Annotated in this window: 15 protein-coding genes; 14 read left to right on the top strand and 1 reads right to left on the bottom strand. The window is 58.8% G+C overall.

The window, feature by feature from the left end; genetic code table 11:
• Window positions 1–1,439 (bottom strand): hypothetical protein (locus GX466_02475; GenBank protein ID NLH93075.1); only part of this gene is annotated, 1,439 nt, incomplete at its 3' end.
• Between the two features lie 663 nt (window positions 1,440–2,102).
• Here GX466_02475 and GX466_02470 point away from each other — a divergent pair.
• The 14 genes from GX466_02470 to GX466_02405 all read left to right on the top strand — a co-directional run bounded on the left by GX466_02470 (window position 2,103) and on the right by GX466_02405 (window position 22,825).
• Window positions 2,103–2,549, top strand: coding sequence for a hypothetical protein (locus tag GX466_02470; GenBank protein ID NLH93074.1), 447 nt, complete (start codon window positions 2,103–2,105; stop codon window positions 2,547–2,549).
• Window positions 2,550–2,791: 242 nt separating this feature from the next.
• The gene (polA, locus tag GX466_02465; GenBank protein NLH93073.1) at window positions 2,792–5,554 is read left to right on the top strand and encodes a DNA polymerase I; all 2,763 of its coding nucleotides are present in this window, start codon (window positions 2,792–2,794) and stop codon (window positions 5,552–5,554) included.
• 122 nt (window positions 5,555–5,676) lie between these two features.
• Window positions 5,677–9,744 carry a pyruvate phosphate dikinase gene (locus tag GX466_02460; GenBank protein ID NLH93072.1) on the top strand — a complete coding sequence of 1,356 codons (4,068 nt, stop codon included), beginning with the start codon at window positions 5,677–5,679 and terminating at the stop codon, window positions 9,742–9,744.
• Between the two features lie 34 nt (window positions 9,745–9,778).
• Entirely contained in the window at window positions 9,779–11,032 is a 1,254-nt protein-coding gene (locus tag GX466_02455; protein NLH93071.1) for a glyceraldehyde-3-phosphate dehydrogenase, read from the top strand.
• A 908-nt stretch (window positions 11,033–11,940) separates the two neighbouring features.
• Complete coding sequence (locus GX466_02450) at window positions 11,941–12,597, top strand: FHA domain-containing protein (protein ID NLH93070.1); 657 nt, start codon at window positions 11,941–11,943, stop codon at window positions 12,595–12,597.
• 8 nt (window positions 12,598–12,605) lie between these two features.
• Window positions 12,606–14,153, top strand: coding sequence for an FHA domain-containing protein (locus tag GX466_02445; GenBank protein NLH93069.1), 1,548 nt, complete (start codon window positions 12,606–12,608; stop codon window positions 14,151–14,153).
• A gap of 8 nt (window positions 14,154–14,161) precedes the next feature.
• Entirely contained in the window at window positions 14,162–15,217 is a 1,056-nt protein-coding gene (locus GX466_02440) for a serine/threonine-protein phosphatase (protein NLH93068.1), read from the top strand.
• On the top strand, window positions 15,217–15,369 hold the full coding sequence (locus GX466_02435; protein NLH93067.1) for a hypothetical protein: 153 nt from the start codon (window positions 15,217–15,219) through the stop codon (window positions 15,367–15,369). The genes GX466_02440 and GX466_02435 overlap by 1 nt, the downstream gene beginning before the upstream one ends.
• Entirely contained in the window at window positions 15,362–15,841 is a 480-nt protein-coding gene (locus GX466_02430) for a hypothetical protein (GenBank protein NLH93066.1), read from the top strand. The genes GX466_02435 and GX466_02430 overlap by 8 nt, the downstream gene beginning before the upstream one ends.
• On the top strand, window positions 15,819–15,917 hold the full coding sequence (locus GX466_02425; GenBank protein NLH93065.1) for a zinc-ribbon domain-containing protein: 99 nt from the start codon (window positions 15,819–15,821) through the stop codon (window positions 15,915–15,917). The genes GX466_02430 and GX466_02425 overlap by 23 nt, the downstream gene beginning before the upstream one ends.
• A 701-nt stretch (window positions 15,918–16,618) precedes the next feature.
• Entirely contained in the window at window positions 16,619–17,752 is a 1,134-nt protein-coding gene (locus tag GX466_02420) for a CapA family protein (protein ID NLH93064.1), read from the top strand.
• A gap of 117 nt (window positions 17,753–17,869) precedes the next feature.
• Entirely contained in the window at window positions 17,870–19,126 is a 1,257-nt protein-coding gene (locus tag GX466_02415; protein ID NLH93063.1) for an ABC transporter permease, read from the top strand.
• A 10-nt stretch (window positions 19,127–19,136) separates the two neighbouring features.
• Complete coding sequence (locus tag GX466_02410; protein ID NLH93062.1) at window positions 19,137–20,444, top strand: replication-associated recombination protein A; 1,308 nt, start codon at window positions 19,137–19,139, stop codon at window positions 20,442–20,444.
• A gap of 122 nt (window positions 20,445–20,566) precedes the next feature.
• Complete coding sequence (locus tag GX466_02405; protein NLH93061.1) at window positions 20,567–22,825, top strand: hypothetical protein; 2,259 nt, start codon at window positions 20,567–20,569, stop codon at window positions 22,823–22,825.
• Window positions 22,826–23,819 lie beyond the last annotated feature (994 nt).

The raw sequence follows: 23,819 nt of genomic DNA, 5'->3' as shown, positions 1-23,819 counted from the left end.
GGCGGGGAAGGACGTTCTGTAGAGGCGGTCGCCGCACCGCCTGAAGGGTTAGAGTTTACGTCCCTGCCTGAAGAATCATAACTTACGTCCCCGCCTGAAGAATTAGAATTTACGTCCCTCCCTGAAGAATTAGAATTTACGTCTCTACCTGAAGAATCAGAACTTACGTCCCTATCTGAAGGGTAAGAATCTACGTCCCCGCCTGAAGGGTAAAAATCCACGTCATTCCGGGCTTGACCCGGAATCCATCCATTTTGTCCCTGAGTGGATCCCGGATCAATGCCACCTCGCAGGCTCGGTGTCGTCCGGGATGACGTGCAGGTGTGGGCGGGCGGGGAAGGACGTTCTGTAGAGGCGGTCGCCGCACCGCCTATAAGGGTCGCCGCACCGCCTGTATGGGCCGCAGCACCGCCCATTCCCTTTTTATCCGGCGCTTCAGCGAGCGCCGCCACTTCTTTGCCGGCCGCGGGAACCTGGATGGCGTTTATCCAGCCATACTGTTCCGCGACGTAAAAAAGCGTGCCGAGGCCCACGCCGGGGTATTTTTTCAGGCGCCGCCAGACCTTGCGCAGGTCCTCCGGCGTGTCGTCGTAATTGGGATTGTAGGCGAACTGGAGCCAATACACGATGCCGTCCTCGCCAAAGTGGTTGTAGAGGGCGATTCCGCAACGTATCCAGTCGCGCCGGTCGATTTTGCGCAGGGCGAGGTATTCCACGGCGGATTTGGCCTGCACTTCGTCGAGGTCGGTGTATCCCGGAGTCCAGCCTGCCCTGGAATCCAGCGAACGCTGTGAGCATGGACTGCAGGAAGTGTTGTTGCTGCGCTCGACGCCAGCGTCGCCATCGCTCACGCCAATCATCTCCGCCTCCCTCAGATACTCGTCCAAATCCTTCTGCCACTCTTCCGGGCAGGTGATCACATCGTCGTCCCAGCTAAGGAAGCAGGCGCGGCAGAGGTCGGGCGTGTTGTCGGCCTTGAGTCCGCTTTTGGCCTCTATTTCCGCCTTGAGCAGCTTCCAAATGCGCATGTATTCGGCTTTGTCGGTGACGGGGCGGCTGAAGGGGACCATCAGCTTGAGGCCGTCCACCGGGCTGCGGAAAAGCCAGCGGAACCAGGGCGCGGCATCCATCAGCTTTTGCTTGGCGGCGGTGAAGTCGCCCACGCGGTCGAAATCGAAGACGATGCCGTTCACCTGGCGCACGTTTTCCTCGCTGCGCGGGCCTTCCAGCACGCCATAGACGAAATAGGGCAGGCGCAGCTTCATTTCTTTTTGCAAAGTGGGGTTCTTTTCCCCGCGGATGGCCTCGATGGGCTTGCGCCACCGGCCGTTTTGCAGCATCGCCATCAGTTTCGCGGCGGGCATCGTCTCGAGCGCTTCCGGACGGGTCACGGACTTTCCGAAAGTGATGAGGTTCAAGGGATTGTTCGTTTTTTCCATGGTAAGGTTCTCCAATGTTTTATTTTGGAGGGGCCCCTCTATTGACTTTGCGTATGAGAAAACCGGCGCCGGCGGGAATTATTTTTCACCAACCCGGCGGCGGAGGGACCGGAAAAGCCGGCGGAGACAAGTTTTTGGCGCTTCCTGAAAGTTTTTTCTCCAAAACCCCATTTTTCTCATACGCACGTTTATAGGAAGGCATGTTTACGCGCGCGAAAATGCCACCCTGTCCGCCCCCAAACATTGCCCGCAAACAGCACGGGAGGATTTCGGGAGGCGGTTAAGACCGCAAATATAGAGGGATGCTGGCGTCGAGCGCAGCATCGACGACAGCAAAACACCCCCACACCCACGTCATTCCGGGCCTGACCCGGAATCCAGTCCTTGTCACCGCCACCTCCCCACGCTGGCGTCGAGCGAGGAACGAGCATCGACGACAGCAATAGTTCCTGTAGTCCATGCTCGCAAGCTCGCTGGACTCCAGGATGACGTATCCTGTAGCCTGGCGTCCAGCGAACGCAGAGAGCATGGACGACAGGAAGCATGGAAGAATCATTCATTGCTGCCGTCGATGCTCGTTCCTCGCTCGACGACAGCCTCCCCGACAACCCTTTCCTTCGAAATCATTATAATCCATAGAAATATATGAACAAGGAGTATAAAATGAAAGCAAAATTCAAGAACATGCTGCTCGGCTACACCGGCACCTGCGACGGCCTGGTGTATTACTTCAACCGCCGCCTCAACCGCGTGATAGTCCGCCTGCACGTGAGGCCCCGAACCACCGAAAACAACCGCCGCTTCGGGCGCGTCGCCACCAACCTCAAGCGACTCAACCTCTCCGAAGGCTACCGGCAGGACCTAAAAGTCTATGTCAGCCTCTTCAACGCCAGCATGGCCAACGAAGGCTTCACACTGCTGAGCTGGTACAACGCCTTCTGCAAACTGATGTGGAAACTCGCGAAACTTTACCCCGGACTGGACCTGGAATTCGTTACCCGCGCCCAGATCGAGGCCGGCGACCTCCCCTGCCGCTCCGTGAAAAGGGCCGTGGAAGCGGGCCTGCTGCCCCGGGTGGGCGGATATGAGATGCTGGACAGGCTGATGTGAAGGGGGGGGCTGGCGTCGAGCGGGGAACGGGCATCGACGACAGCAATAGCTCCTGTCATTCATTCCGTTGACCTTCCTGTCGTCCATGCTCACTGCGTTCGCTGTACGCCAGGCTACACCAGCGTGGACGCCAGGGGAGTTTCCATCCGCTTTGGCCAGGCACAAGCCATAAGAAAAAGTTGACAATAATCCCAGCCGATTATATCCTGCCTTGCAGCCTAAATCCAGCCAGGAGCGATCCCATGCGCCAGACGCTTTATCTTATCGACGGCACGGCCCTGCTGTACCGCTCACATTTCGCCTTCATCAAAAACCCGCTGGTCAATTCCCGCGGAGAACACACCAGCGCCATCTTCGGCGTGGTGAATTCCTTTCTGCACTTTCTGGAACTCAAGCGGGCGGAGAACATCCTGATCAGCTTCGACCGCAAGGGGCCGACCTTCCGGCACGAACTGAGCGAGGATTACAAGGCGAACCGGCCGCCGATGCCGGATGAGCTGGCGGCACAGATCGAGCCGGTGCGGCGGTTTTTCCAGCTTATCGGCCTGGAGGAAATCTCGCTCGACGGCTATGAGGCGGATGATGTCCTGGCCACCCTGGGAGAGAGTTTCAAGGATTCCTACGACATCGTTTTCGTGACCTCGGACAAGGATTATTCGCAGCTTGTGGAAGAGCGGGTGACCATCTTCGACCCCGCCAGGGATATCAGCTATGACCGCGAGGGGGTTTTCTCCAAATTCGGGGTTCACCCGGAGCAGTTTGTGGATTATCTGGCGCTGACGGGTGACGCTTCCGACAACATTCCCGGCGTGCGGGGCATCGGGCCGAAAGGCGCGGAGAAACTGCTCCGTCAGTATCAAACCCTGGACGGCATCTACGCGCATCTGGACGAGATCACCGGCTCGACGCAGAAAAAGCTGGCTGAAAACAAGGAAAGCGCCTATCTTTCCAGGCAGTTGGCAACGATAATCCGGGACGCCCCCATCCCGCTGCCGGAAATCGAAAAGCTCGGCTTCAAGGGCGCCAACCTGACGCAGGCGGCGGACTTTCTGAGCCGCTACGAACTGAACCAGCTCAGGCGCAGAATCGAAAACCGCTTTGCCCCGGAGGCCGGGGAACCGCTTGAGGCGGCGAAGGAGGAGGAACTCACTCAGGGAGACATTTTCGCCGAAGAGCCCGCCGGGGATGAAAGCCTTTCGGAGCGGCAGCCCTCTTTCAAGGCGATACTCGCGACTCCCGAAATCCTGCCCCTCCTTTGGGACGCGCTGCGCCGGGCGGAGCTCGTGAGCCTGGATACGGAAACCGATTCCCTGGAGCCCGTGGGGGCAAAGCTGGTGGGAATCTCGCTCTGCGTGAATGCGGACGAGGCCTGGTACCTGCCCCTGGGACACCAGATGTACGACAATCTGCCCCTGGAAGACACTTTGGCCGCTCTGAAACAGGCCACGGCGGGGAAAACCATCCTCGGCCACAACCTCAAATATGACCTGATCGTTCTGCGCGGACACGGATGGGAACTGGCCAACCCGCTCTGGGACACGATGCTGGCCGCCTATCTGCTGGACCCCGGCACCAACCAGTATTCCCTGGACGCCTGCGCCATCGCGGAACTCGGCCACACGATGATACCCATCTCCAGCCTGCTGGACAAAAAAAGCAAAACGAGCTTCGACCTTGTGGATGTCGAGGCCGCCCGCGACTACTCCGCCGAGGACGCCTGGGCCGTGTTCCGGCTTCAGCCCGTCTATGCCAAACGCCTCAGCTACAGCGGCTTGAAAGAGCTTTACGAGGACATCGAACTGCCCCTGGTGCCGGTGTTGCAGCGGATGGAGGAAAACGGCGTGAAAATCGACACCCCGGTGCTGAGGGAGACTTCGAGGGCCATCAATCTGGAACTCAAGGACCTTGCGGATGATATCTACCGCCTGGCCGGGCGCGAATTCAACCTCAATTCCACCCAGCAACTGGCCGCGCTGCTTTTCGAGGAGATGAAGATACCCGCCAAAAAGAAGACCAAAAGCGGCTATTCCACCGATATCACGGTGCTGGAACAACTGGCGGAAGACTATGAAATTGCCGACAAGCTGATCCAGTACCGCAGCCTCACCAAGCTGGAATCCACCTATGTGGGAGCCCTGCCGAAGCTGATCAATCCTGCCACCGGGCGCATCCACTCCTCTTTCAACCAGACCGTGGCCTCCACAGGCCGGCTCTCATCCTCGAACCCCAATCTGCAAAACATCCCCATCCGCACCGAGCTGGGACGCTCCATCCGCAAGGCCTTCATCGCCTCGGACCCCGACTGGGCCATCATGAGCGCCGATTATTCCCAGATAGAGCTGAGGCTGCTGGCTCTCTTTTCCCGCGACGCCGCTTTGCTGGAAGCCTTCCGAAAAGGCCTGGACATCCACCGCCAGACCGCCTCCCTCATCACCGGGAAACCTTTGGACCAGGTGAGCGGCGAAGAACGCCGCCAGGCGAAGGTGATCAATTTCGGCCTCCTCTACGGCATGGGCCAGAAAAAGCTTTCGCGCGAGCTGGGGATATCGCTGGAAGATGCCAAAACCATGATCAGGCATTACTTTGAACGCTTCCCCTCCATCAGCGCCTACATCAACGACAGCAAGGCCGAAGCGAGGCTGCACCGCTACAGCCAGACCATCTTCGGGCGCAAACTCTACCTGAAAAACATCAACAGCGGACACCAGGGCCTGCGCGCAGAGGCGGAACGCGTGGCGGTGAACATGCCGATCCAGGGAACCGCCGCCGACCTCATCAAGCTGGCCATGATCGCCATCCACAAGCTGATAAGGGACGACCCCCGCATCCGCATGGTGCTGCAGGTGCACGATGAACTGGTCTTCGAGGTGCGCAGGGATTTTCTGGCCGAAGCCGAGGACCTGGTTCGCCGTGAGATGGAAAACGCCCTGCCGCAACAATACCGGCAGGTGGTGGAGCTGAAGACAGAGATAGCCAGCGGCGACAACTGGTTCGAAGCCCACTAAAAAGTGGCTTGACATTTAAGCGCGGAATTATTAAGTAGCCGAAAACGCGCGGATAAAGGGTGAACCCGCCGGCAATGCCGGTTCGCGCGGCCGTCCAGACCCATTATTAATTGAGGAAGCAATTGGATAAGATCGAATCCCAGGCCCTGGCGAGCAACCTTGCCCAGACCCAGGTAAAACAGATAATTCTTTCACCGGACAGCCTGTGGCTGCTGGAACGCAGCGCCAGCTACTACGGCATCCAGCAGCGCACCAAACTCTTTCTGGAAGAGCTGCACCATCCCTTCGCCAATCTGGATTCCGCCCTGGAACTGATGCGCCAGAGCATCGTGGGCGACCTCTGGTTCTATCTGCAACTGGAGGAGAGCGAACACGCCCTGGAGCTGATCCTGGCCATCTTCGGCAACATCTTTGACCGCGCGGAGGAAGTTCGCGTCAAACAGCTCTGCCTGAACGAGTATCTGGATTTCGTCGCCGCCCTGGCGGAACAGGAAAAGGTGACGCAGACCATTCTGGACAAAGCCCTCGACCTTCTGGAAGACTGGCACGCCCGGGCTCCGGAACTCTTCCTGGCGGTTTCCGGACAGTGCTTCAAGACCCTGCTGAAGCTCTCGGAACGCCTGGGACGGCAGGACGAGGCCGTGGCGCTGCTCCGCGGCATCTATGAAGCTTCGGTGAAACTCTGGAGGGACAAGTCTTCCATCGCGGACTGGCACGACAAATACGCCGACCTGCTGACCCTGCGCAAAGCCGAACTGGAACAGGCCATCGGCAAGAAATTCTTCGCGGCTTGCCTCAGGCAGATCAAAGCCGCCAAAACACTGCGGGATTTCGCCGACATCCCGTCCCATTCGGACATTGCCTCCCGCCACCGCGACCTGCTGGCCTCCTTTTCCCGCCTGCCGGAGAAGATCCATTACCTCTTCTACCTCCTGAGCCTGCCCACCATGAACGCCCTCAGCGACCATCTGCTCTGGGACCTCAACCGCCTGCTGGGAGACCTGCACGAATCCCTCTCCGCGAAAGAGATAAACCTGCTTATTGACAGCATCTTCGACAATCTGGCCGAATTCCGCGACCAGCACGGCAGCATCGTGCTGGATTGCGTCCTCACCGTCGGCAAAGCCGTTCTGGCCCCCGCTGAGCCGGAACTCGCCCGCCGCTGCCTGAGAAAGACAATCGACCTCGGCTTCATCCCGCCCGGCGAGATCAAGATCAACCGGGACTGGCAGATCGTGGCCGACAAAAACCACATCAAGAACATCCGCGTCTGGCTGGAACTGATCAGCATCGACCCCGTCCTCTGCAAGGACCTGCTGGCGGCGCTCATCATCAACCTCACCCAGGGCGGCATCTTCATTTCGGACACCGACCTCTTCCAGAAGGACGTTTCCCAGTTCCTGAACAGCGACATTAAACCCCTGTTCGTGCAGGTGAAGCAGCTTCTGCGCCTCTTCCCGGTTTTCTACCACGAGATCGGCGCCGAGGGCGAAATCCGCGACCTGAGCACCGACATTGACGAAATGAGCTCCCGCAAGGACCGCCTCATCCATTTCGTGCGCAAACAGGTGCACACGGAAAGCAACAACACCCACATCAACCTCCTGCGCCAAATCCTCAACTATTGGACAGACCTCGATCCCGGCCACCTGAAGGGCCTGCTGCCGGACGACGTGGCCCTCTTCGTCCAAACCCCGGATGAGCGCACCAAGGCCCAGCACAAGGCGGTGAAGAAATTCTTCCGGGAGAACAAGACCGGGGTTGACCAACTGCTGGGGCAGTCCTGGCAGACGGTGGCGCCCCTTTTCCGCCAGGTGAAAAAGGAGGACTTTTCCCTCCGCCGCCTTGAATTGCTCACCCGCATCTACTACATGCTGCTGGATAAATACCAGCTCGATCCCTATGACATCGCCAAATTCCTGGCCCGCTTCAACTGGTTCGACGAAAAGGAGCAGCTTCGCCTGCGCCAGAGCCTGGCCCGCAAGGATTTCGACGGCAGCATCCGCCAGATGCTGGCTTACATCGCCCGCCTCAACCACGTGATATTGGACCCCAAACCCACCCAGTCCTGGGAAAACATCTACTACAAGCGCCACATCGCGGCCGGTATCCCCTCCATGTACGGCCAGTACCGCGAGCCGAAACTCGAGGCCATGGGCATGATCTTCCGCCTGGAAAGCCTGGTGGAAAGGCTCGTGGAGCGGAACATCAAACAGCTTAACCTGGATTACATCTCCGGCAAAACCCTCAAGCGCATCATCCGCATCCTCGAGCTCTTCGAAATCGGCCTGGCCCGCGAAGGCCTCACCAGCGAGGCTTTTTCCAGCGCCCTCGAGATGCTCAAATCCGGCCAGAGGATCGTGAACCTCTCCCTGGACCAGTATCTGGACCTCTTCAAACAGATCAAGGACAGCATCACAGAGCTCATCAACGAGTATTACTACCGCTTTTACGAGCAGGAACTGGAAAACGCCCCCGTGAAGGGAGTTTCCGGCAAATACAAGCGCCAGACCGCCCGGCAAATGTTCGCCGAGGACTTTTTCCGCAAGCTGCTGGCCTCTTCCTTCCTGGTGCAGCACATGGACAGTTTCATCGCCCAGATTCTGGCCTCTCTGGACGCCATGAAACGGGTTTTCGGCTCCGCCGAGCTCAGCCGCGTGATGAGCTATGACCCGGACCTGATGTTCATCCCCCTCCACACCAGCAACGGGAAGCTGGACAACCAGGTGTTGCTGGGTTCCAAAGCCTTCTTCCTCAAGAAGATGTGCCGCTATGATTTCCCCATCCCGCCCGGTTTCGTGATCACCACCGAGCTGCACCGCTACGGAAATATCGTGCGCTCGCATCCCGGCATCGAGCGCGAGATGGATGAACTGCTCCGTTACAACATCACCCGCCTGGAAAGCCAGACCGGCCTCCGCTACGGCGATCCGGAGGCGCCGCTGCTCTTTTCCGTGCGTTCCGGCGCGCCCATGAGCCTGCCCGGCGCCATGGCCACCTTCCTCAATATCGGCCTCAACGACGAGATCACCCTCAAACTCAGCACCCGCCCCAATTACGGCTGGACGGCCTGGGACTGCTACCGCCGCCTCATCCAGAGCTGGGGCATGGCTTACGGCATCGACCGCGACGAATTTGACGCAGTGATGATCTCCTTCAAGCGCCGCCACAAGGTGAAGCTCAAAACCCAGTTCACGCCCCTGCAGATGCGCCAGATGTCCGAATCCTACAAAAAGGTGCTGGCCCGCCACAAGCTGGAGCTCGAACAGGACGTTTTCCTCCAAGTCAAGCAGGCCATCATGCACGTTCTGGATTCCTGGAATACGGACCGCGCCCGGCTTTACCGCCAGAAGCTTCAGATCGCCGACGACTGGGGAACCGCCGTCACCATCCAGAAAATGGTCCTGGGCAATATCTGCCTGGACAGCGGCACCGGTGTGCTCTTCACCCACGCGCCCTGGAACAAGGCGCCGGGGATCACCCTCAACGGCGATTTCACCCTTTGCAGCCAGGGCGAGGACGTCGTGGCCGGCCTGGTGCACACACTGCCCATCTCCGAGCAGGAGCGAAAGCAGTCCAAACAGAAGGTGGAACTCTCTCTGGAAAAGGATTTCCCCCAAATATACGACCGCCTGTTCAGCCTCGCCAGCCATCTTTTGGACGAGCGCGGCTACCCCCACCAGGAAATCGAATTCACCTTCGAAAGCCCCGCCCGTGACCAGCTTTACATCCTCCAAACCCGCAACCAGGTGATAACCAAAGCCCGGGCCTACACCGTTTTCAACGTTCCCAAGCGCGAACTGAAGCTTCTGGGCAACGGCATAGGCATCGGCAAAGGCGTAATCAATGGCCTCATCGCCATTTCCCGCGCGGACATCGACGCCCTCAAAGACCGCGGGCAGCCTCTCATCCTGGTGCGCCCGGACACCGTTCCGGAGGACATGGAACTGCTTTTCGACTGCCAGGGCCTGCTCACCTCGCGCGGCGGAGTCACCTCCCACGCCGCTGTCACCGCCATCCGCCTCGGCCTGGTGGGCATCGTCAACTGCCGCCAGCTCAAGGTTTTTGAGGACCAGAACAACTGCCGCATCGGGGAAACCCTGTTCAAGCCGGGCGACGAGATCGCCATCGACGCCGGCAGCGGCGCCATCTACCTGGGGCACTACCCGGTGGAAACCATTTCCAGATAAGAACATACACAAAATACACAAAAAGGAGTATCGCATGAACCTCGACCTGAAAAACAAAAAACTGCTCGGGATCAACGGGCTGGGCCGGATCGGCAAATTGCTGCTCTGGAATCAGATCCACCTCCGTAATTTCGACGGAATTGTCATCAACTTCGGCCGCGAAGTGGGGAAAAAACTGGACGATTTCATCCAGGTGATCGAGTCCGACTCCACCTACGGCAGCATCCACAAATTCCTCTTCGGAATGGTCGGACGCCGTGCCGAGATCAAGATTCTGGATCCGGACATGCCGCTCATCTCCATCGAAGGCATTCCCGTGAAAATCCTCCGCAAAGCCCGTGATCCCAAGGACATCAACTGGCTGAACGAAGGCGTGCGCATTGTGGTGGACTGCACGGGCAATTTTGTGGATCCGAACGCCACCACGGAACAGGGAAAACCTTGCCTGCGCGGGCATCTGGCAGCCGGGGCGCTCAAGGTTGTCTGCTCCGCCCCCTTCAAGAGCAAAACCGCCAGCGTCACAAGTTCGCCGGACGCCATCACCATGATCTACGGCATCAACCACCTTAATTACAAACCCGCCGAGCATCACGTTATCTCCGCTGCAAGCTGCACCACCACGGGCCTTGCCCACATGATCAAGCCCCTCCTGGAAAACGAGGAGACCTCAAACATCATGACGGCCTCCATGAGCACCATCCACGCCGCCACCAACACCCAAAGCATCCTGGATTCCGTGCCCAAAACCGGTGCCACCGACCTCCGCAAATCACGCAGCATGCTCAACAACATCATCCTCTCCACCACCGGCGCCGCCAAAGCCCTGGAACTGGTGATGCCCAAAATCAAATCCGTGGGCTTCATGGCCGATTCAGTGCGCATCCCCACCTCCACGGTCTCCCTGATCAACCTAAACATGACCTTCCACACAAAACTGAACGAACAGGGCCAGCCACTGGTGAACCGCCGCCTCATAAACGAGATCTACCAAAAGGCGGCAGAAGGTCCGCAGAAAGGGCTGCTGGTCTATTCCGAACGTCAGAACGTCTCCGCCGACCTCATCGGCTCCCTGGCTGCCGCCACCCTCGAAGCGCATGAAACCCACACCCGCACCAGCTTCATCCCCGTGCCGCCCCAAACCCTTGCTGCGCTTGGCGTTCCCGCCGACCGTGAGGTGACCATGCCCGTCACCCACGCCAAGATTTGTGGCTGGTATGACAACGAACTTGGCTCCTACACCCACTGCCTCTCCCTTTTGGTGAAACACATCCAGTCAACCATGCCCTGAGCCGTAAAGGCCGGCTAAACCGATACCGCCCCCGGATTCCGGGGGCTTTTTTTGGGGCTCATCCAAACCGGGCTATTGGTCGATGACCTCCACTCAGCCTGGAGTCCAGCGAGCCTGCGAGCTTGGACTACAGGAAATATTGCTGTCGTCGATGCTCGTTCCTCGCTCAACGCCAGCCTCCAGAGCCACGTCATCCCGGACGTCACCGAGCCAGCGAGGTGACATTGATCCGGGATCCATGAAAGGATAAGGACTGGATTCCGGGTCAGGCCCGGAATGACGTGGGTTTAGGGCTGGGTGGGGGTTTATAGGCTATTCCGCCGGTCTGGATTCCGGGTCGAACCCGGAATGACGTGGGTTTGGGGCGACAGGCTTATTTGCTGTCGTCGATGCCCGTTCCTCGCTCGACGCCAGCGTGTGGCCGTGTGATAGCGAAGCCGACTGGCCGTTAAGGCCCTTTCCTATTTCCCGGTCACACCTCTCGTATCATACCCGCATTCGGTGCGAGTATCATCCGCGGGGCGTGGGAGAGGGATGGCCTCAAGCGCTCAGGGTGAGGCAGACAGGGCATCGCGGAGGGCAGGTGATAAGAGGGAACCCATAAAAGGAAAAAGGTTCCGCTGGCGGCTTCGGGCGGCGGAGTGAAGTTTCGCTTGACAACTTATTGGTTTTCGAGCATTAGTGTTTGAACGCGGTCTTGTCCGGCCGCGCCTGTGGAAACTCAAAAACAAGGGTGATGGAGGTTCGATGCCATATCCGCCCAAGAGGCTGCCTGGCCCGCTTCCGGACGGCGCGGAGGCGTTTTGCCCCGCCCCGTCGCGCGTCCCGTTCCCCGGCATGAGGGGCCGTTCTTTTTACCAGCCGGTTTCCACAGCCAGCAGAGATGATAAACAAACATGGAGAATATCATGAAATGTCCCGTATGCAACGCCACCAATCCCGACCACGCCACTTTCTGCAAATCCTGCGGCAAAGCGCTGCGCAGCAACCTGCGCACCTGTCCCAACGGCCATGATTACGACGCCAGCCTGCCTTCCTGCCCGCACTGCCCACCGCAGCGCACGGCGAACCTGGGCCAGACGCCCACTGCCAGGATGGGCGATGAAGCCGACAGAACCAGGCTCGACACCGCCAAACCCAAGCTGGGGGCTGGCATTTCCGGGCCCGGAGCCCCGCTCAGCGACAAAACCGTAATCCTGGAAAGGCCGGAAGCCGCTCCCGGCGCCGTTCCCTCCGCGGAAGGAAAACCGCGTCCCCAGGTGAACCGGATGCTCACCGGCTGGCTGGTGACCTTCGATGTGGACCCCAACGGCCTGGATTTCAAGGTCTATCAGGGCCGCCACGTCATCGGCAGTTCCGCCTCCTGCGACATCCAGCTCAAGCTGCCGGGCGTTTCTGCCGAACACGCGGTCCTGCTGAGCCGCAACGGCAAATTCATCATCGAGGACAACCTTTCCTCGAACGGAACCTTCGTGAACGGCGAAATGATCGAAGACAAGGTGTATCTGAATGAAAACGACATCATCCGGATCGCCACCATCGACCTGAAACTCAAGACCGTGTGAGGTGCAAGATGCGCAGACTGATGATCCTGCTTTTGCTCTGCGCGCCGCTCTGGGCGCAGAACATCAGCCTAAACCACCTGAAAACCAACACCGACAATTTCCCCAAAATAGTGAACAGCTCCGTGCTGGCCCTGGACAACGCCGGCGAGCCGCTCAAGAACCTGAACGCCGGCAATTTCCGCATCTCCCTGGGCGGAGCGGCGGTGGACACCCTGCTGAACGTGACCACCTTCGAAAGTTCCGGACAGGGGCTCTCCATCCTTGTCTGCGTGGATGTTTCCGGCTCGATGAAGGGCAAGCCGCTGGACAGTGTTAAAAACGCCCTGCTCAGCTTCATCGGCAAAAAGCGCGCCAATGATGAGATCGCCATCCTGGCCTTTTCCGAGAAAGAGGAGCTGGTCTGCGATTTCAGCACGGACACGGAATTTCTGCGCGAGAGCATCGGAAAACTGAAAATCCTGCCCGGCGACACCTCCCTTTATTATTGCATCGACAAGGGCCTGGACCGCCTGGGCGGGCCCACCGCCAGGAATGAAGGGCGCTTTATGATCCTCTTTTCCGACGGCAAGGAAGACAACCCCGCCACCGCCTACACCATCGACGGGGTGATAGAAAAAGCCCGCGCGAAGCAAATCCCCATCTTCACGGCGGGCTACACCAGGCAGGAAAAGCAGTATCTGCAAATCCTGGACCGCATCTCCCAGCAGACCGGCGGCAGCTTTTACGACGCCCCGGACGCCCAGAGCCTGAGCGACCATTTTGGCAAGGTGAGCCGCCAGATACTGGGCTCCTACGTCCTCACCTACCCCGTGTTCGGACTGGCGGGCGACGGCCTGGAAAAAGACCTGAGCATCACCCTCACCCAGGGCACTTACAAAGCCGAATTCCCCGAGCCCGTGAAAGTTCGGGTGCCGGCCAACCGGGAAGCCATCAGCGGTCCGGAAGAGATCGACGCGAAAGGCGGCGGAAAACTTTCCCTGGGCTGGATAATCGGCATCATCGCCGTTTTGCTTGCCGCCGCAGCCGGAATATTCTTCTGGCTGAAGGACAAAGAGCAGAAACGCCTGGCTGAACAGCGCCGCCAGCAGGAGGAGGAAGAGCGCCAGCGCCGGGAACAACAGGCCCGCTACGAAGAGGAACAGCGCCGGCTGGAGGAACAAACCCGGCGCGAAGCCGAAATCCGGGCCCAGGACCAAACTCCCCGCTCCCGTGAGCACACGGTTATCCTCAGTCCCGGCACGGGCACCGGCGAATCACGCGGCGAACAGGGCCTCAGCCTGGAAGTGATGATGGGCAGCGAACAGGGCCGGACCTTCAACCTCGGGGCCGAAGGCGCCACCCTGGGCCGGGCGCAGGGAAACAGCATTGTGTTCAACGATTCCACCGTTTCCTCCCGCCACGCGCGCATCTACTGGAGCGACGGTCATTTCTACATCGAAGACCTCGGCTCGCTCAACGGTGTTTATGTGAACGGCCGGAAAGTCAGCCTCTGCCGCATCGAACAGGGCAGCACCTTCAAGCTGGGTTCGAACGAAGGCGTGTTCCGCCTTTACTGAGGCTGGCGATGAGCAGAAAAACCGCGGAAAGGCTGGTGATAAGCAACCTCACCGACGTGGGGATGGTGCGCGAAAGCAATCAGGACTATTACGGCAAATACAACGGCGGATTCGGTGACCTGATCCTCGTTTGCGACGGGATGGGCGGCTACAGAGGCGGGGAAGTTGCCTCCCAGGTGGCCGTGGAAACCATCTCCGCGCATTTCCAGGGCCTCGGGGCCGAATATGACGAGATCAACGAACTGCACCGCGCCTTTAGCCTCGCCCAGCAAAACATCGCCCGCCACGCCTCCGAAAATCCCGAACTGGCGGAAATGGGCACTACGGCGGTGGCGCTGCTGATCAGGGGAGAGCAATACTGGATCGCCTGGATTGGCGACAGCCGCATCTACAGAAGGCGCGGAGGCTGCACCATACAGCTTTCCAAAGACCATTCGTGGGTGCAGGGGATGGTGGACCAGGGCCTGATCAAAGCCGAAGACGCCCAAGACCACCCCAAAAAGAACATCATCCTGCGCTCCCTGGGCCCAGAACCCCACGCCTCCGAAGCGGCGGGGCCCTTCCCCATCTTCCGTGGCGATGTGTTCATGCTCTGCAGCGACGGCCTTTCGGACTACTTCAGCCTCGCCGAGGTGGACCGCTACCTGGCCCTGGAACCACAGCAAGCCTGCCGCGCGATGGTGGACGAGGCCAAACGCCGGGGCGGCAAGGACAACATCACCATCCAGGTGCTCAAAGTGGTGCGGGGAAAGGCTTTCAAGCCCACGCCCCCGCCCGGGGGGACAAACCTGCTCACGCTGGGGCTGGCGCTGCTGGCTCTGGTGTTTCTCATCTGCGGGGGAATCAACTTCCAAAGGCTGGCCCGGGAGGAAAAACGACGGAAGGAAGCAGAGATAGCCGCGGTGAGCGACAGCATCGCGATCATCGCCCCCGATACGACCGGGACTGTGAATGAAACCGGCGCTCCCGAAACCGGAAACCCCGGCAAAGATAGCGAGAGCCAGGGCAAAAACGCTTCCCCCTTACCCAAGAAAGCGAACAAACCAAATCAGGGAGGACATTGATGATGAAACTCCGGATCTTACTGATAGTTGCGCTGCTGCCGCTTTTGCTGCTGACGGCCTGCCTTTTGGCGACGGCAAGCTTCCCAGAGGGGAAACCGGGCCGGAAGGCATCTTCGCCGGACATCCGAAAAGGTTTGGAACATTATGAGTAATTCCCGCTTTTATTTCAGCTTCCGCTGGTGGCACATCCCGCTGATACTGCTGGTGCTTGGGCTGGGCTTCCTGGCCTGGGCCAGCACCTGGGATTTCGACCCGGAAGTGAAGCCGCACATTTTTCCCAGTCCCTCCCTGGACGTGAAAAACAACGCCTGGGTGGGATATTGGGTGCAGCCCTTCGAAATCCGCTTCATCGACAGGGACAACGAAATTCCCCTCATCCTGGAAAGCACGGAGCCCCGCTTCGTGAAAGCCCGCCAAACCACGGGCATCCCGCTCCGGATCAAAGCAGGAGGCATTGAAAACCTCCGGCTGAAGAGCCTGCTGAGGATCAGGGTCCAATCCATCGTGACCGCCAGACGCTGGGGACTGAGCAAGACCATGCGCGTGGACAGGGAAATGAGTTTGCCGGAACTGCTCAACCAAACCATCAAACTCTCCACCGATGTTTTGCCACAACTGCCATAGGCAGATAGATTCCGATTCGGTTTTCTGCCTCTTCTGCGGCAAGCGCGAAGGCAAAAGCGCCGGGCTTACGAACTAACCCTACTACTGCTTTTGCCCTCCTGAAGCGAAAGACCGGACTCAAATAGCAGCAGGATTCTATCGCCGCAATCGACAGCAATACAATTAGATAGGAATAGTGCCTGTCTCTCAGGCCAGTTTTTTCCTTGACACCCGTCCCCCTTCTGCTATGATTGAACCTTTATTTGCAACCAATTGTAAACATAGTGATTGAGTGTCCCCGTCCGAACGTGCTTCTGAATATGCGCCGGGGACGCATGCCACATTGGAGAATTTATGTTGATAGATAAACTGAAAATGTCCATTCGCGCAGTGACCCGGATGCTGAAACCAAGCCGGTTCCTGCTTTTACTCATGGCGGTGATCCTGCTGGTCGAAGCGGTCCAGCCTGTGGGAGCCACGATCAGCACCCGCAACAAGAATTACGCTGAGATAACCCGCAGCATGGTGGAAACCAGCCGCCTCTATCTTGGCCGTCCTTACCAGTTCCGCAATCCCCAGGGCGCCATCATGGACTGCAGCGGTTTTGTGCAGTGGATCTTTTCCCTCCACGATGTCCTCATCCCCCGCACCTCCAGGGAGCAGGGCGCCAGCAGCCGGCGGATACCGCTTTCGGACACCCGTCCCGGCGACCTGATGTTTTTCCGCGGCACCAGAGGCAAATCCAGCGTGATCGGACATGTGGCCATGGTGGTTGAAAACACCGGCGAGACCCTGAAAATGATCCACAGCTCCTCCCGCGGAGTGGTGATCGATGACTATTACTCCAGCCCCAACTACGTCAAGCGTTTCCTCTATGCCGGACGCATGCCCCAGCTTGAGGACAAATATCCCAGCCATGTGCCTCCCACCCGCAACATTACCGTGATCGGCGTGGGCGACATCATGCTGGGCACTAATTATCCCTCGCCCCAGTATCTGCCGCCCAAGGACGGCAAGGAACTGCTGGCGCCGGTGGCAGACATCCTCCGGAGCGCCGACCTCACATTCGCCAACCTCGAAGGGGTGATCCTCACTGACAAAGGCATGCCCAAGCAATGCTCCAACCCCTCCACCTGCTACGCTTTCAAGAGCCCGGACCACTATGCCCAATACCTGAAAGACGCCGGGATCGACGTGATGAGCCTGGCTAACAACCACAGCGGCGATTTTGGCGTCACTGGCCTGCGCAACACGGTGATGAAGCTGGATTCCCTGGGCATCAGGTTCGCCGGCCGCGTGGAATTTCCCTCCAAGATCTTTGAAAAAGACGGCATCATCTACGGCTTTGCCGCTTTCGCCCCCAACAGCGGCACCATGCAGATCAACGACTATGCCAAAGTGAAACAGACAGTGAAAGAACTGAGCGAAAAGTGCGACATCGTGATAGTCTCCTTCCACGGCGGGGCCGAAGGCGCGGATAAGACCCGCGTGACCCGCAAAACGGAGTTCTATCTGGGTGAAAACCGCGGCAATCCCCACGAATTTGCCCGCGTGGCCATCGATGCCGGAGCGGACGTCGTTTTCGGCCACGGACCCCACGTCACCCGCGCCATCGACATATACAAGGGCCGCTTCATCGCCTACAGCCTTGGCAACTTTGCCACCTACGGCCGCTTCAACCTCTCCGGCAAGCTGGGCATCGCTCCCATCGTGAAGCTGAATCTCAAAAGCGACGGCGAATTCATCGACGGCGAGATCATCTCCGTGAAACAACCCGGCAAGGGAGGCCCCGTGCTCGATGAAAGCAGGGCCGCGCTCAACGAGGTCATCAATCTCACCAGGCTCGATTTCCCGGAAAGCGAACTGCTGATCAGCCCCGAAGGCAAGGTAACCCGCAAGGACGCGGAACCTGCCATCAGCCTCAACAAATAATCCGCTTTCCGATAATACAACCTTTCAGCCGGCGCGAAGCCGGCTTTTTCTTTGCCCGGAAGCAAGATAAGCGGAAAATCTCTTGACCGCTGGACCGCTTCCAATATCCTCGCCCGTATGGAAAAGAACCGCAGCAAGCTGTGGCTGGCGCTGAAATACCTGCGCGGCCAGGGTCACGGCTTCATCAACCGCTCGCACTGGCTCACGATCGCGGGGATCACCCTCGGTGTGACGGCCCTCATCTGCGTCACCAGCGTGATGAACGGCCTCCGTGAGGACGTGCGCCAGCGGATCACGGGCACGCTCAGCGAAATCAAGCTCAGCGCGCCCGGCGGCAATCCTGTGCCCCATCCCCGACCTCTGGTGGACAGCCTGCTCGCCCTCGGCTACCAGGCGGCCCCGGTGATCCGCAGCGAACTCATTCTCAAGCAGGATGACCGCATCTGGTCCACCCTCTGTTTCGGGATCGATCCCGCCCTCCATTCAAAGATCAGCGCGGCTTTGCATCCCCGGCCGTCCGCCACCGGCTCCGAGGTTCAGGGCATCCTTTCCGGAGGGGTGGAGGGCCCGGAATTCACGGACAACGGCATCGCTTTGGGCTACGGCCTTGCCGCCGAGATCAACGCCCGCGTGGGCGACGAACTGCAATTGCTTTCCCCGGTTTTTGACGTTCCCACGGCTTTCGGCATGCTGCCCAAGGTCCGCACCGTCCGCGTGGCCGCCATCTTCAACGCCGGCATGCCTGAGTACAATTCCACTTTCAGCTTCGTGCCGCTGGCCACCGCCGCCTTTTTCCGCGGCTACACGGACGAGGTGGACTACATCGAGGTGAAGAGCCCCGACGCCAGTTCACCCCAGCGCCACACGAGCAGGATCAGAAGCCTCTTCAAAGGCTGGCAGGTGGAGGATTGGAGCGCTTACGACGCCAACCTTTACAGCGCCCTCCGCTTCGAAAAGTTCCTCATGTTCGTGATCATGCTTTTCACCTATGTGATCGCCAGCTTCAACCTCACCGGCTCCATGCTCAAGACCATCGCCCAGAAAAAGCGGGAGCTTGGTCTGCTCAAGGCTTTCGGCTACCGGGAAACGGACCTGCGCGACCTCTTTTTGTATCAATCGCTTATCCTGGCCACCATCGGGATCATCCTGGGCCTGGTCATATCAACGGCCCTGCTCCTCGTCCAGAAACGCTTCGGCCTGCTCTCCATGGGCATGGGGGACGCCGGGCCGCTGCCCCTGCCGGTGATATTCTCCTTCCAGGATTATCTCACCGTGGTTCTCGTTTCCTATTTCATCACTCTCGTAAGCGTGATCCTGCCTTTGCAAAGGCTGAAACGGATCAAACCCATCGAACTAATCCGCCAAACCACCTGAAGGACACACCGTGAACAGCGATCAGACCGACTTTCTGGCCGAACAAGAGCAAGACCTGCGCGACGCCCCCCTGGCCGAAAGGCTGCGTCCTTCCAGCCTGGATGAACTCCGAGGCCAGGCCAAACTGGTGGCTAAAAACTCCCTGCTCAACCAGATGATCGCCTCCGGAGAATACCACTCTTTCATCCTCTGGGGCCCGCCCGGAACAGGGAAAACCACCATCGCCCGCATCATCGAGCGCTCTTCCAGCCACCGTTTCGTCCAGTTCAGCGCCGTCCTTTCCGGGATCGGCGACGTGAAATCGGTGATGAAGGACGCCGACTACGCCCACAAACGCCGCAACCAGCGCACCATCATCTTCATTGACGAGATCCACCGCTTCAACAAATCCCAGCAGGACGCCTTTTTGCCCTATGTGGAGAGCGGGGCGGTTATCCTCATCGGCGCCACCACGGAAAACCCCTCCTTCGAGGTCATCCCGGCCCTCCTCTCCCGCTGCCACGTTTTTGTGCTCTCCATGCTCTCAGAGGAAGACCTCTCCGCCATCCTGGCCAAAGGCTTCGCGGAACTGGGCTTGAAGGACAACGAAGCCATCCGGGGCTGGCTGGCCCAGCAGAGCGGAGGCGACGCCCGCCGCGCCCTCAACCAGCTTGAACTGCTGGAACCCTGGCTGAAAGAGGATCCCCAGCCCGACCTCAAATCCCTCGCCGCCATCCTCGAAAAGAAGACCATGTTTTACGACAAGGACCGCGAGGAACACTACAACCTCATCTCCGCCCTCCACAAATCCCTCCGCGGCTCCGATCCCCAGGCCGGGCTCTACTGGCTGGCGCGGATGCTGGAGGCCGGCGAAGACCCCCGCTACGTGGTGCGCCGCCTCATCCGTTTCGCCTCCGAGGATGTGGGCCTGGCCGATCCCAACGCCCTCCTCCAGGCCATCGCCGCCAAGGAAACCGTGATGTTCCTGGGCATGCCGGAAGCGAACAACGCCCTTGCCCAGTTGGTGGTTTACCTCGCCACCGCCCCCAAGAGCAACGCCCTTTACAAAGCCTATTCCGCGGCTGCTGAAGATGCACGCAAAACCAGCCACTGCGGCGTTCCGCTCCACATTCGCAACGCCCCCACCCAGCTCATGAAAGACCTCGATTACGGTAAGGATTACCGCTACGACCACGACAACGCCGACCACTATGCCTACCAAAAGTATTTCCCGGACCAGATGCCGGAAAAGATCTATTACACGCCCGGCGAATTCGGCTTTGAAAAAGAGATCGCCAAACGCCTCGAGTGGTGGCTTAAGCTTCGGCGGAATAAGTGATTATGGCTCCGATTGGCGAGCTGCCGCTCTCCAGCTTTAGAATCAACTCAACAAATTCCCGGAAGCGTATCCCTTGTGCAAGGTTCCAGCCTAGCCAAATCGCTTGGGAAAAGGAGTAAATCATGTTCAAGCGTTCTCTGTTTTTTATCCTGCTGGCCGTCCTTTCCGGATTGTGCCTGGCCAAACCGGTATCCGAAAGGACCCAGGTGCGCAACCTTGCAGCCTTCACCCGCCTCTGGGGCTATGTAAAACACTGGTATCCCGCTGACGAAGTCCAGTCCATCGACTGGGACCGCTTTGCCGTTTACGGTTCCCGCCAGGTGCTGGACGCCCGCGACGACCGTGAACTCCAGGCCAGGTTGCTTGGCCTCTTCAGCCCGCTGGTGCCGGAGCTACAACTCTTTGGCAAGCGCGCTCCCGACATTGTCCCCTTCGAACCTGTCCCCGGCCGCTCCAAGGTCTTTTGGCAGTATTCGGGCTACAACAACACCGACAGCCCCAGCGTCTATGTCAGCATACGCACCAACCGTCCAAAAATGGTTCGCAACATTCCGGGATACGATGATGCCTGGACCATGCTGATGCCCAGATTGCCCCAGTCCGCCGAGCCTGAAACCAAAGCCCGCGTCACGTTCCGGATCCGCAACCTTGTGCCCGACAGCCTCACCATCAAGGTCTATGCCGGTTTTGAGGGCGATACGGTCGTGGATTCCCTCTCCGGAGAAGGCTGGGAGGTCAAAAGCTTTGAACTGGAATCCAAAGGCTACGACTCTGAATCCCTCTGGTTTGGAATGGCTTATTTTCAGCACCTTCAGCTTGACGACGTCAAAATCGAACGCTGGATCGACGGCGACTGGCAAAACGTCTTTGAGACAGGTTTTGAGGATGACGTTCCCGGCGGCCTGCCCCAGGGCTTTAACCTCAATATCCTGCACGATACCATGTTTGGCCAAAGAACGGGGTTTGTGGTGGAAGACAGCCCCGGGGGACGTCTGCTCTCCATCCGCAAAACCCCGCCGGAGCAGGAATTCACGCTCATACTCACAGACCGGTTCTTCGCTGAACAACTTCCCTGGGGCGAGCTGCTGGAAAAACCCCTGGTCCGGGGTCTTAACTGCCGCTTTCCCATGATCCTGCAATGCGATGCCGAACGCACTTATCCGGTCTGCGACACAACCGCCCTCAACGCCCTGGGCGCCGAACTGGCCGATATAGACATCAACGACCGCGGTGACCGCCATGTCTGGCTGGCGGGGCTGATCAAATACTGGAATGAGCTTAGTTTCTTTTATCCCTATTTTGAATATGGCGACTGCGACTGGGATGGCGAACTGCCCAAAGCGCTGGCCAGGGTGCTGCGCAGCCGGGACTTCGAGCAATACAAGAAGGCCTTGCTACTGCTGATGTCCCAAACCGGCGACGGGCATTCCCACCTCAGCGACCAGTCCCACAATCCCAACAGGCCCTGGTTTACCGCCATTCCGCTGAAGGGAAAATGGGTGGTCAACAAAGTTTTGGACCCTTCCCTCGACCTTCCTCCGGGTTCGCGCATAACGAAAATGAACGGGAAAAACTTCGCCAAAATGATGCGGGAAAACCGCCCTTACTTCTCCTCGGGAAATCCGGAAAGCAATGACATCTATCTGTTTAGCCGGTCCCTGAGAACCTATCCGGACAGCGTGGCGACCTTTGAATTCATTACGCCGGACCGGCGCAAGATAACGCGGACCGTCCCTTTCGGGGATTATGAAGGCTGGCGGTATGCGACGCCCGATGCCAAGTTTGTCAATTACCCCGGCGGGATCGTGTATGTGAATCCCAACACCATAACGGAAGAGGAACTTCAGGAGGCTCTGCCGGAGCTGGTGGCGGCTCGGGGGATAATCCTGGACCTGCGCTACTATCTCAATATTTCTCTGGATTTGCTCCGATATTTGCTGTCCGCTCCCGATTCCCTGGCCAACAGCCTGGTCGAACGTTACATCCGCCCGCGGGAGAAATTGCCCCGCCTGAATGAAGACCGGCCAACCTGGGGAGTCTGGCCCGGGGAGCCGCATATCGGCGCGGAAGTGGTGGCCTTGTGCGGCCGCTCAAGCCAAAGCTACTGCGAGGCGTATCTGGCCGTGCTGAAACACAACCGTCGGGCCACGCTGGTGGGAAAGCCCACCGCCGGAGCCAACGGAAACGTGGTCATTACAGACCTGCCTGGCGAACTGAAGGCCTATTGGACAGGAATGTTCGTGCGTCAGGCCGATAAAAGCCGCTTCCACGGAGTTGGGATCATCCCGGACATCCTGGTGGAAACCACTCTGGACGACATAGTGCGGGGGCGTGACCCTGTGCTGGAAAAGGCTTTGGAGCTGCTGAGAGAGGAAAACTAACCCCCGGCCTGGGGAATCGTTATTCACCTCTGTGCCCTGCTGGTCAGACCCTGAACCCGCTCTTCCGCACCCCTCCCCTGCCTCTCGCAAGATACCCGCATCAAATGCGGGCATAATGCGGGAGGCGACAATGGAACATAGGACAAGGCCTTAATGGCCAGTCGGATTTGCTTCCATACGGCCACACGCTGGCGTCGAGCGAGGCACGGGCAGCGACGACAGTAAATAAGCCTGTCACCCCAAACCCACGTCATTCCGAGATTGCCTCGGCATCCAGAAGCAACCACCACCCAGCCCTAAACCCACGTCAATCCGGGTTTGACCCGGAATCCAGTCCATATTCCGTTATGGATCCCGGATCAATGTCACCTCGCGAGCTCGGTGACGTCCGGGATGACGTAGCCCTGGAGGCTGGCGTCGAGCAAGGAACGAGCATCGACGCCAGCAATACTTCCTGTAGTCCAAGCTCGCAAGCTCGCTGGACTCCAGGCTCCACCAACATCGACTACAGCAAAGGAAGAGCGCTTCAATGTATTTTCCTGTCGTCCATGCTCACTGCGTTCGCTGTACGCCAGGCAAAATGGCGGTACAGAGACCACCTGTATAAAGGTAGCGGCGCTCGCCGAAGCGCCGAAACTCCCAAGCCCACTTCATTCCGAGATTGCCTCGGAATCCAGAAGTAACCACCACCCAGCCCTAAACCTACGTCATTCCGAGATTGCCTCGGAATCCAGAAACAACCCCCACCCAGCCCCAAACCCACGTCATTCCGGGCTTGACCCGGAATCCAGCCTGCGCTGGCATGAAGGCAAAACGGGAATAAAGTCTATCCGCCATCGATGAACTTGAGCTGTTTTTCCCGAAAGTGAAACCGGTGTTTTTATTGCCCGCAGAAAAAGCTTGCCAAAATACGGGGGCTGGCTGAAAGTGGAAACAGCCTTGATAAAGTTACGGACTCTGTCCTGGCAAGAGCCTTTCACGAGGCACAAAACGC

The sequence above is a fragment of the Candidatus Cloacimonadota bacterium genome, assembly GCA_012516855.1.
Classification (GTDB): Bacteria; Cloacimonadota; Cloacimonadia; order Cloacimonadales; family Cloacimonadaceae; genus Syntrophosphaera.
This window is presented reverse-complemented; position numbering and strand designations above follow the sequence as displayed.

Bases quoted from the DNA above. Each gene is read 5' to 3' on its own strand.
- GX466_02470 (NLH93074.1), top strand. From the start codon at position 2,103: ATGAAAGCAAAATTCAAGAACATGCTGCTCGGCTACACCGGCACCTGC.
- polA (NLH93073.1), top strand. From the start codon at position 2,792: ATGCGCCAGACGCTTTATCTTATCGACGGCACGGCCCTGCTGTACCGC.
- GX466_02455 (NLH93071.1), top strand. From the start codon at position 9,779: ATGAACCTCGACCTGAAAAACAAAAAACTGCTCGGGATCAACGGGCTG.
- GX466_02450 (NLH93070.1), top strand. From the start codon at position 11,941: ATGAAATGTCCCGTATGCAACGCCACCAATCCCGACCACGCCACTTTC.
- GX466_02445 (NLH93069.1), top strand. From the start codon at position 12,606: ATGCGCAGACTGATGATCCTGCTTTTGCTCTGCGCGCCGCTCTGGGCG.
- GX466_02440 (NLH93068.1), top strand. From the start codon at position 14,162: ATGAGCAGAAAAACCGCGGAAAGGCTGGTGATAAGCAACCTCACCGAC.
- GX466_02435 (NLH93067.1), top strand. From the start codon at position 15,217: ATGATGAAACTCCGGATCTTACTGATAGTTGCGCTGCTGCCGCTTTTG.
- GX466_02430 (NLH93066.1), top strand. From the start codon at position 15,362: ATGAGTAATTCCCGCTTTTATTTCAGCTTCCGCTGGTGGCACATCCCG.
- GX466_02425 (NLH93065.1), top strand. From the start codon at position 15,819: ATGTTTTGCCACAACTGCCATAGGCAGATAGATTCCGATTCGGTTTTC.
- GX466_02420 (NLH93064.1), top strand. From the start codon at position 16,619: ATGATCCACAGCTCCTCCCGCGGAGTGGTGATCGATGACTATTACTCC.
- GX466_02415 (NLH93063.1), top strand. From the start codon at position 17,870: ATGGAAAAGAACCGCAGCAAGCTGTGGCTGGCGCTGAAATACCTGCGC.
- GX466_02405 (NLH93061.1), top strand. From the start codon at position 20,567: ATGTTCAAGCGTTCTCTGTTTTTTATCCTGCTGGCCGTCCTTTCCGGA.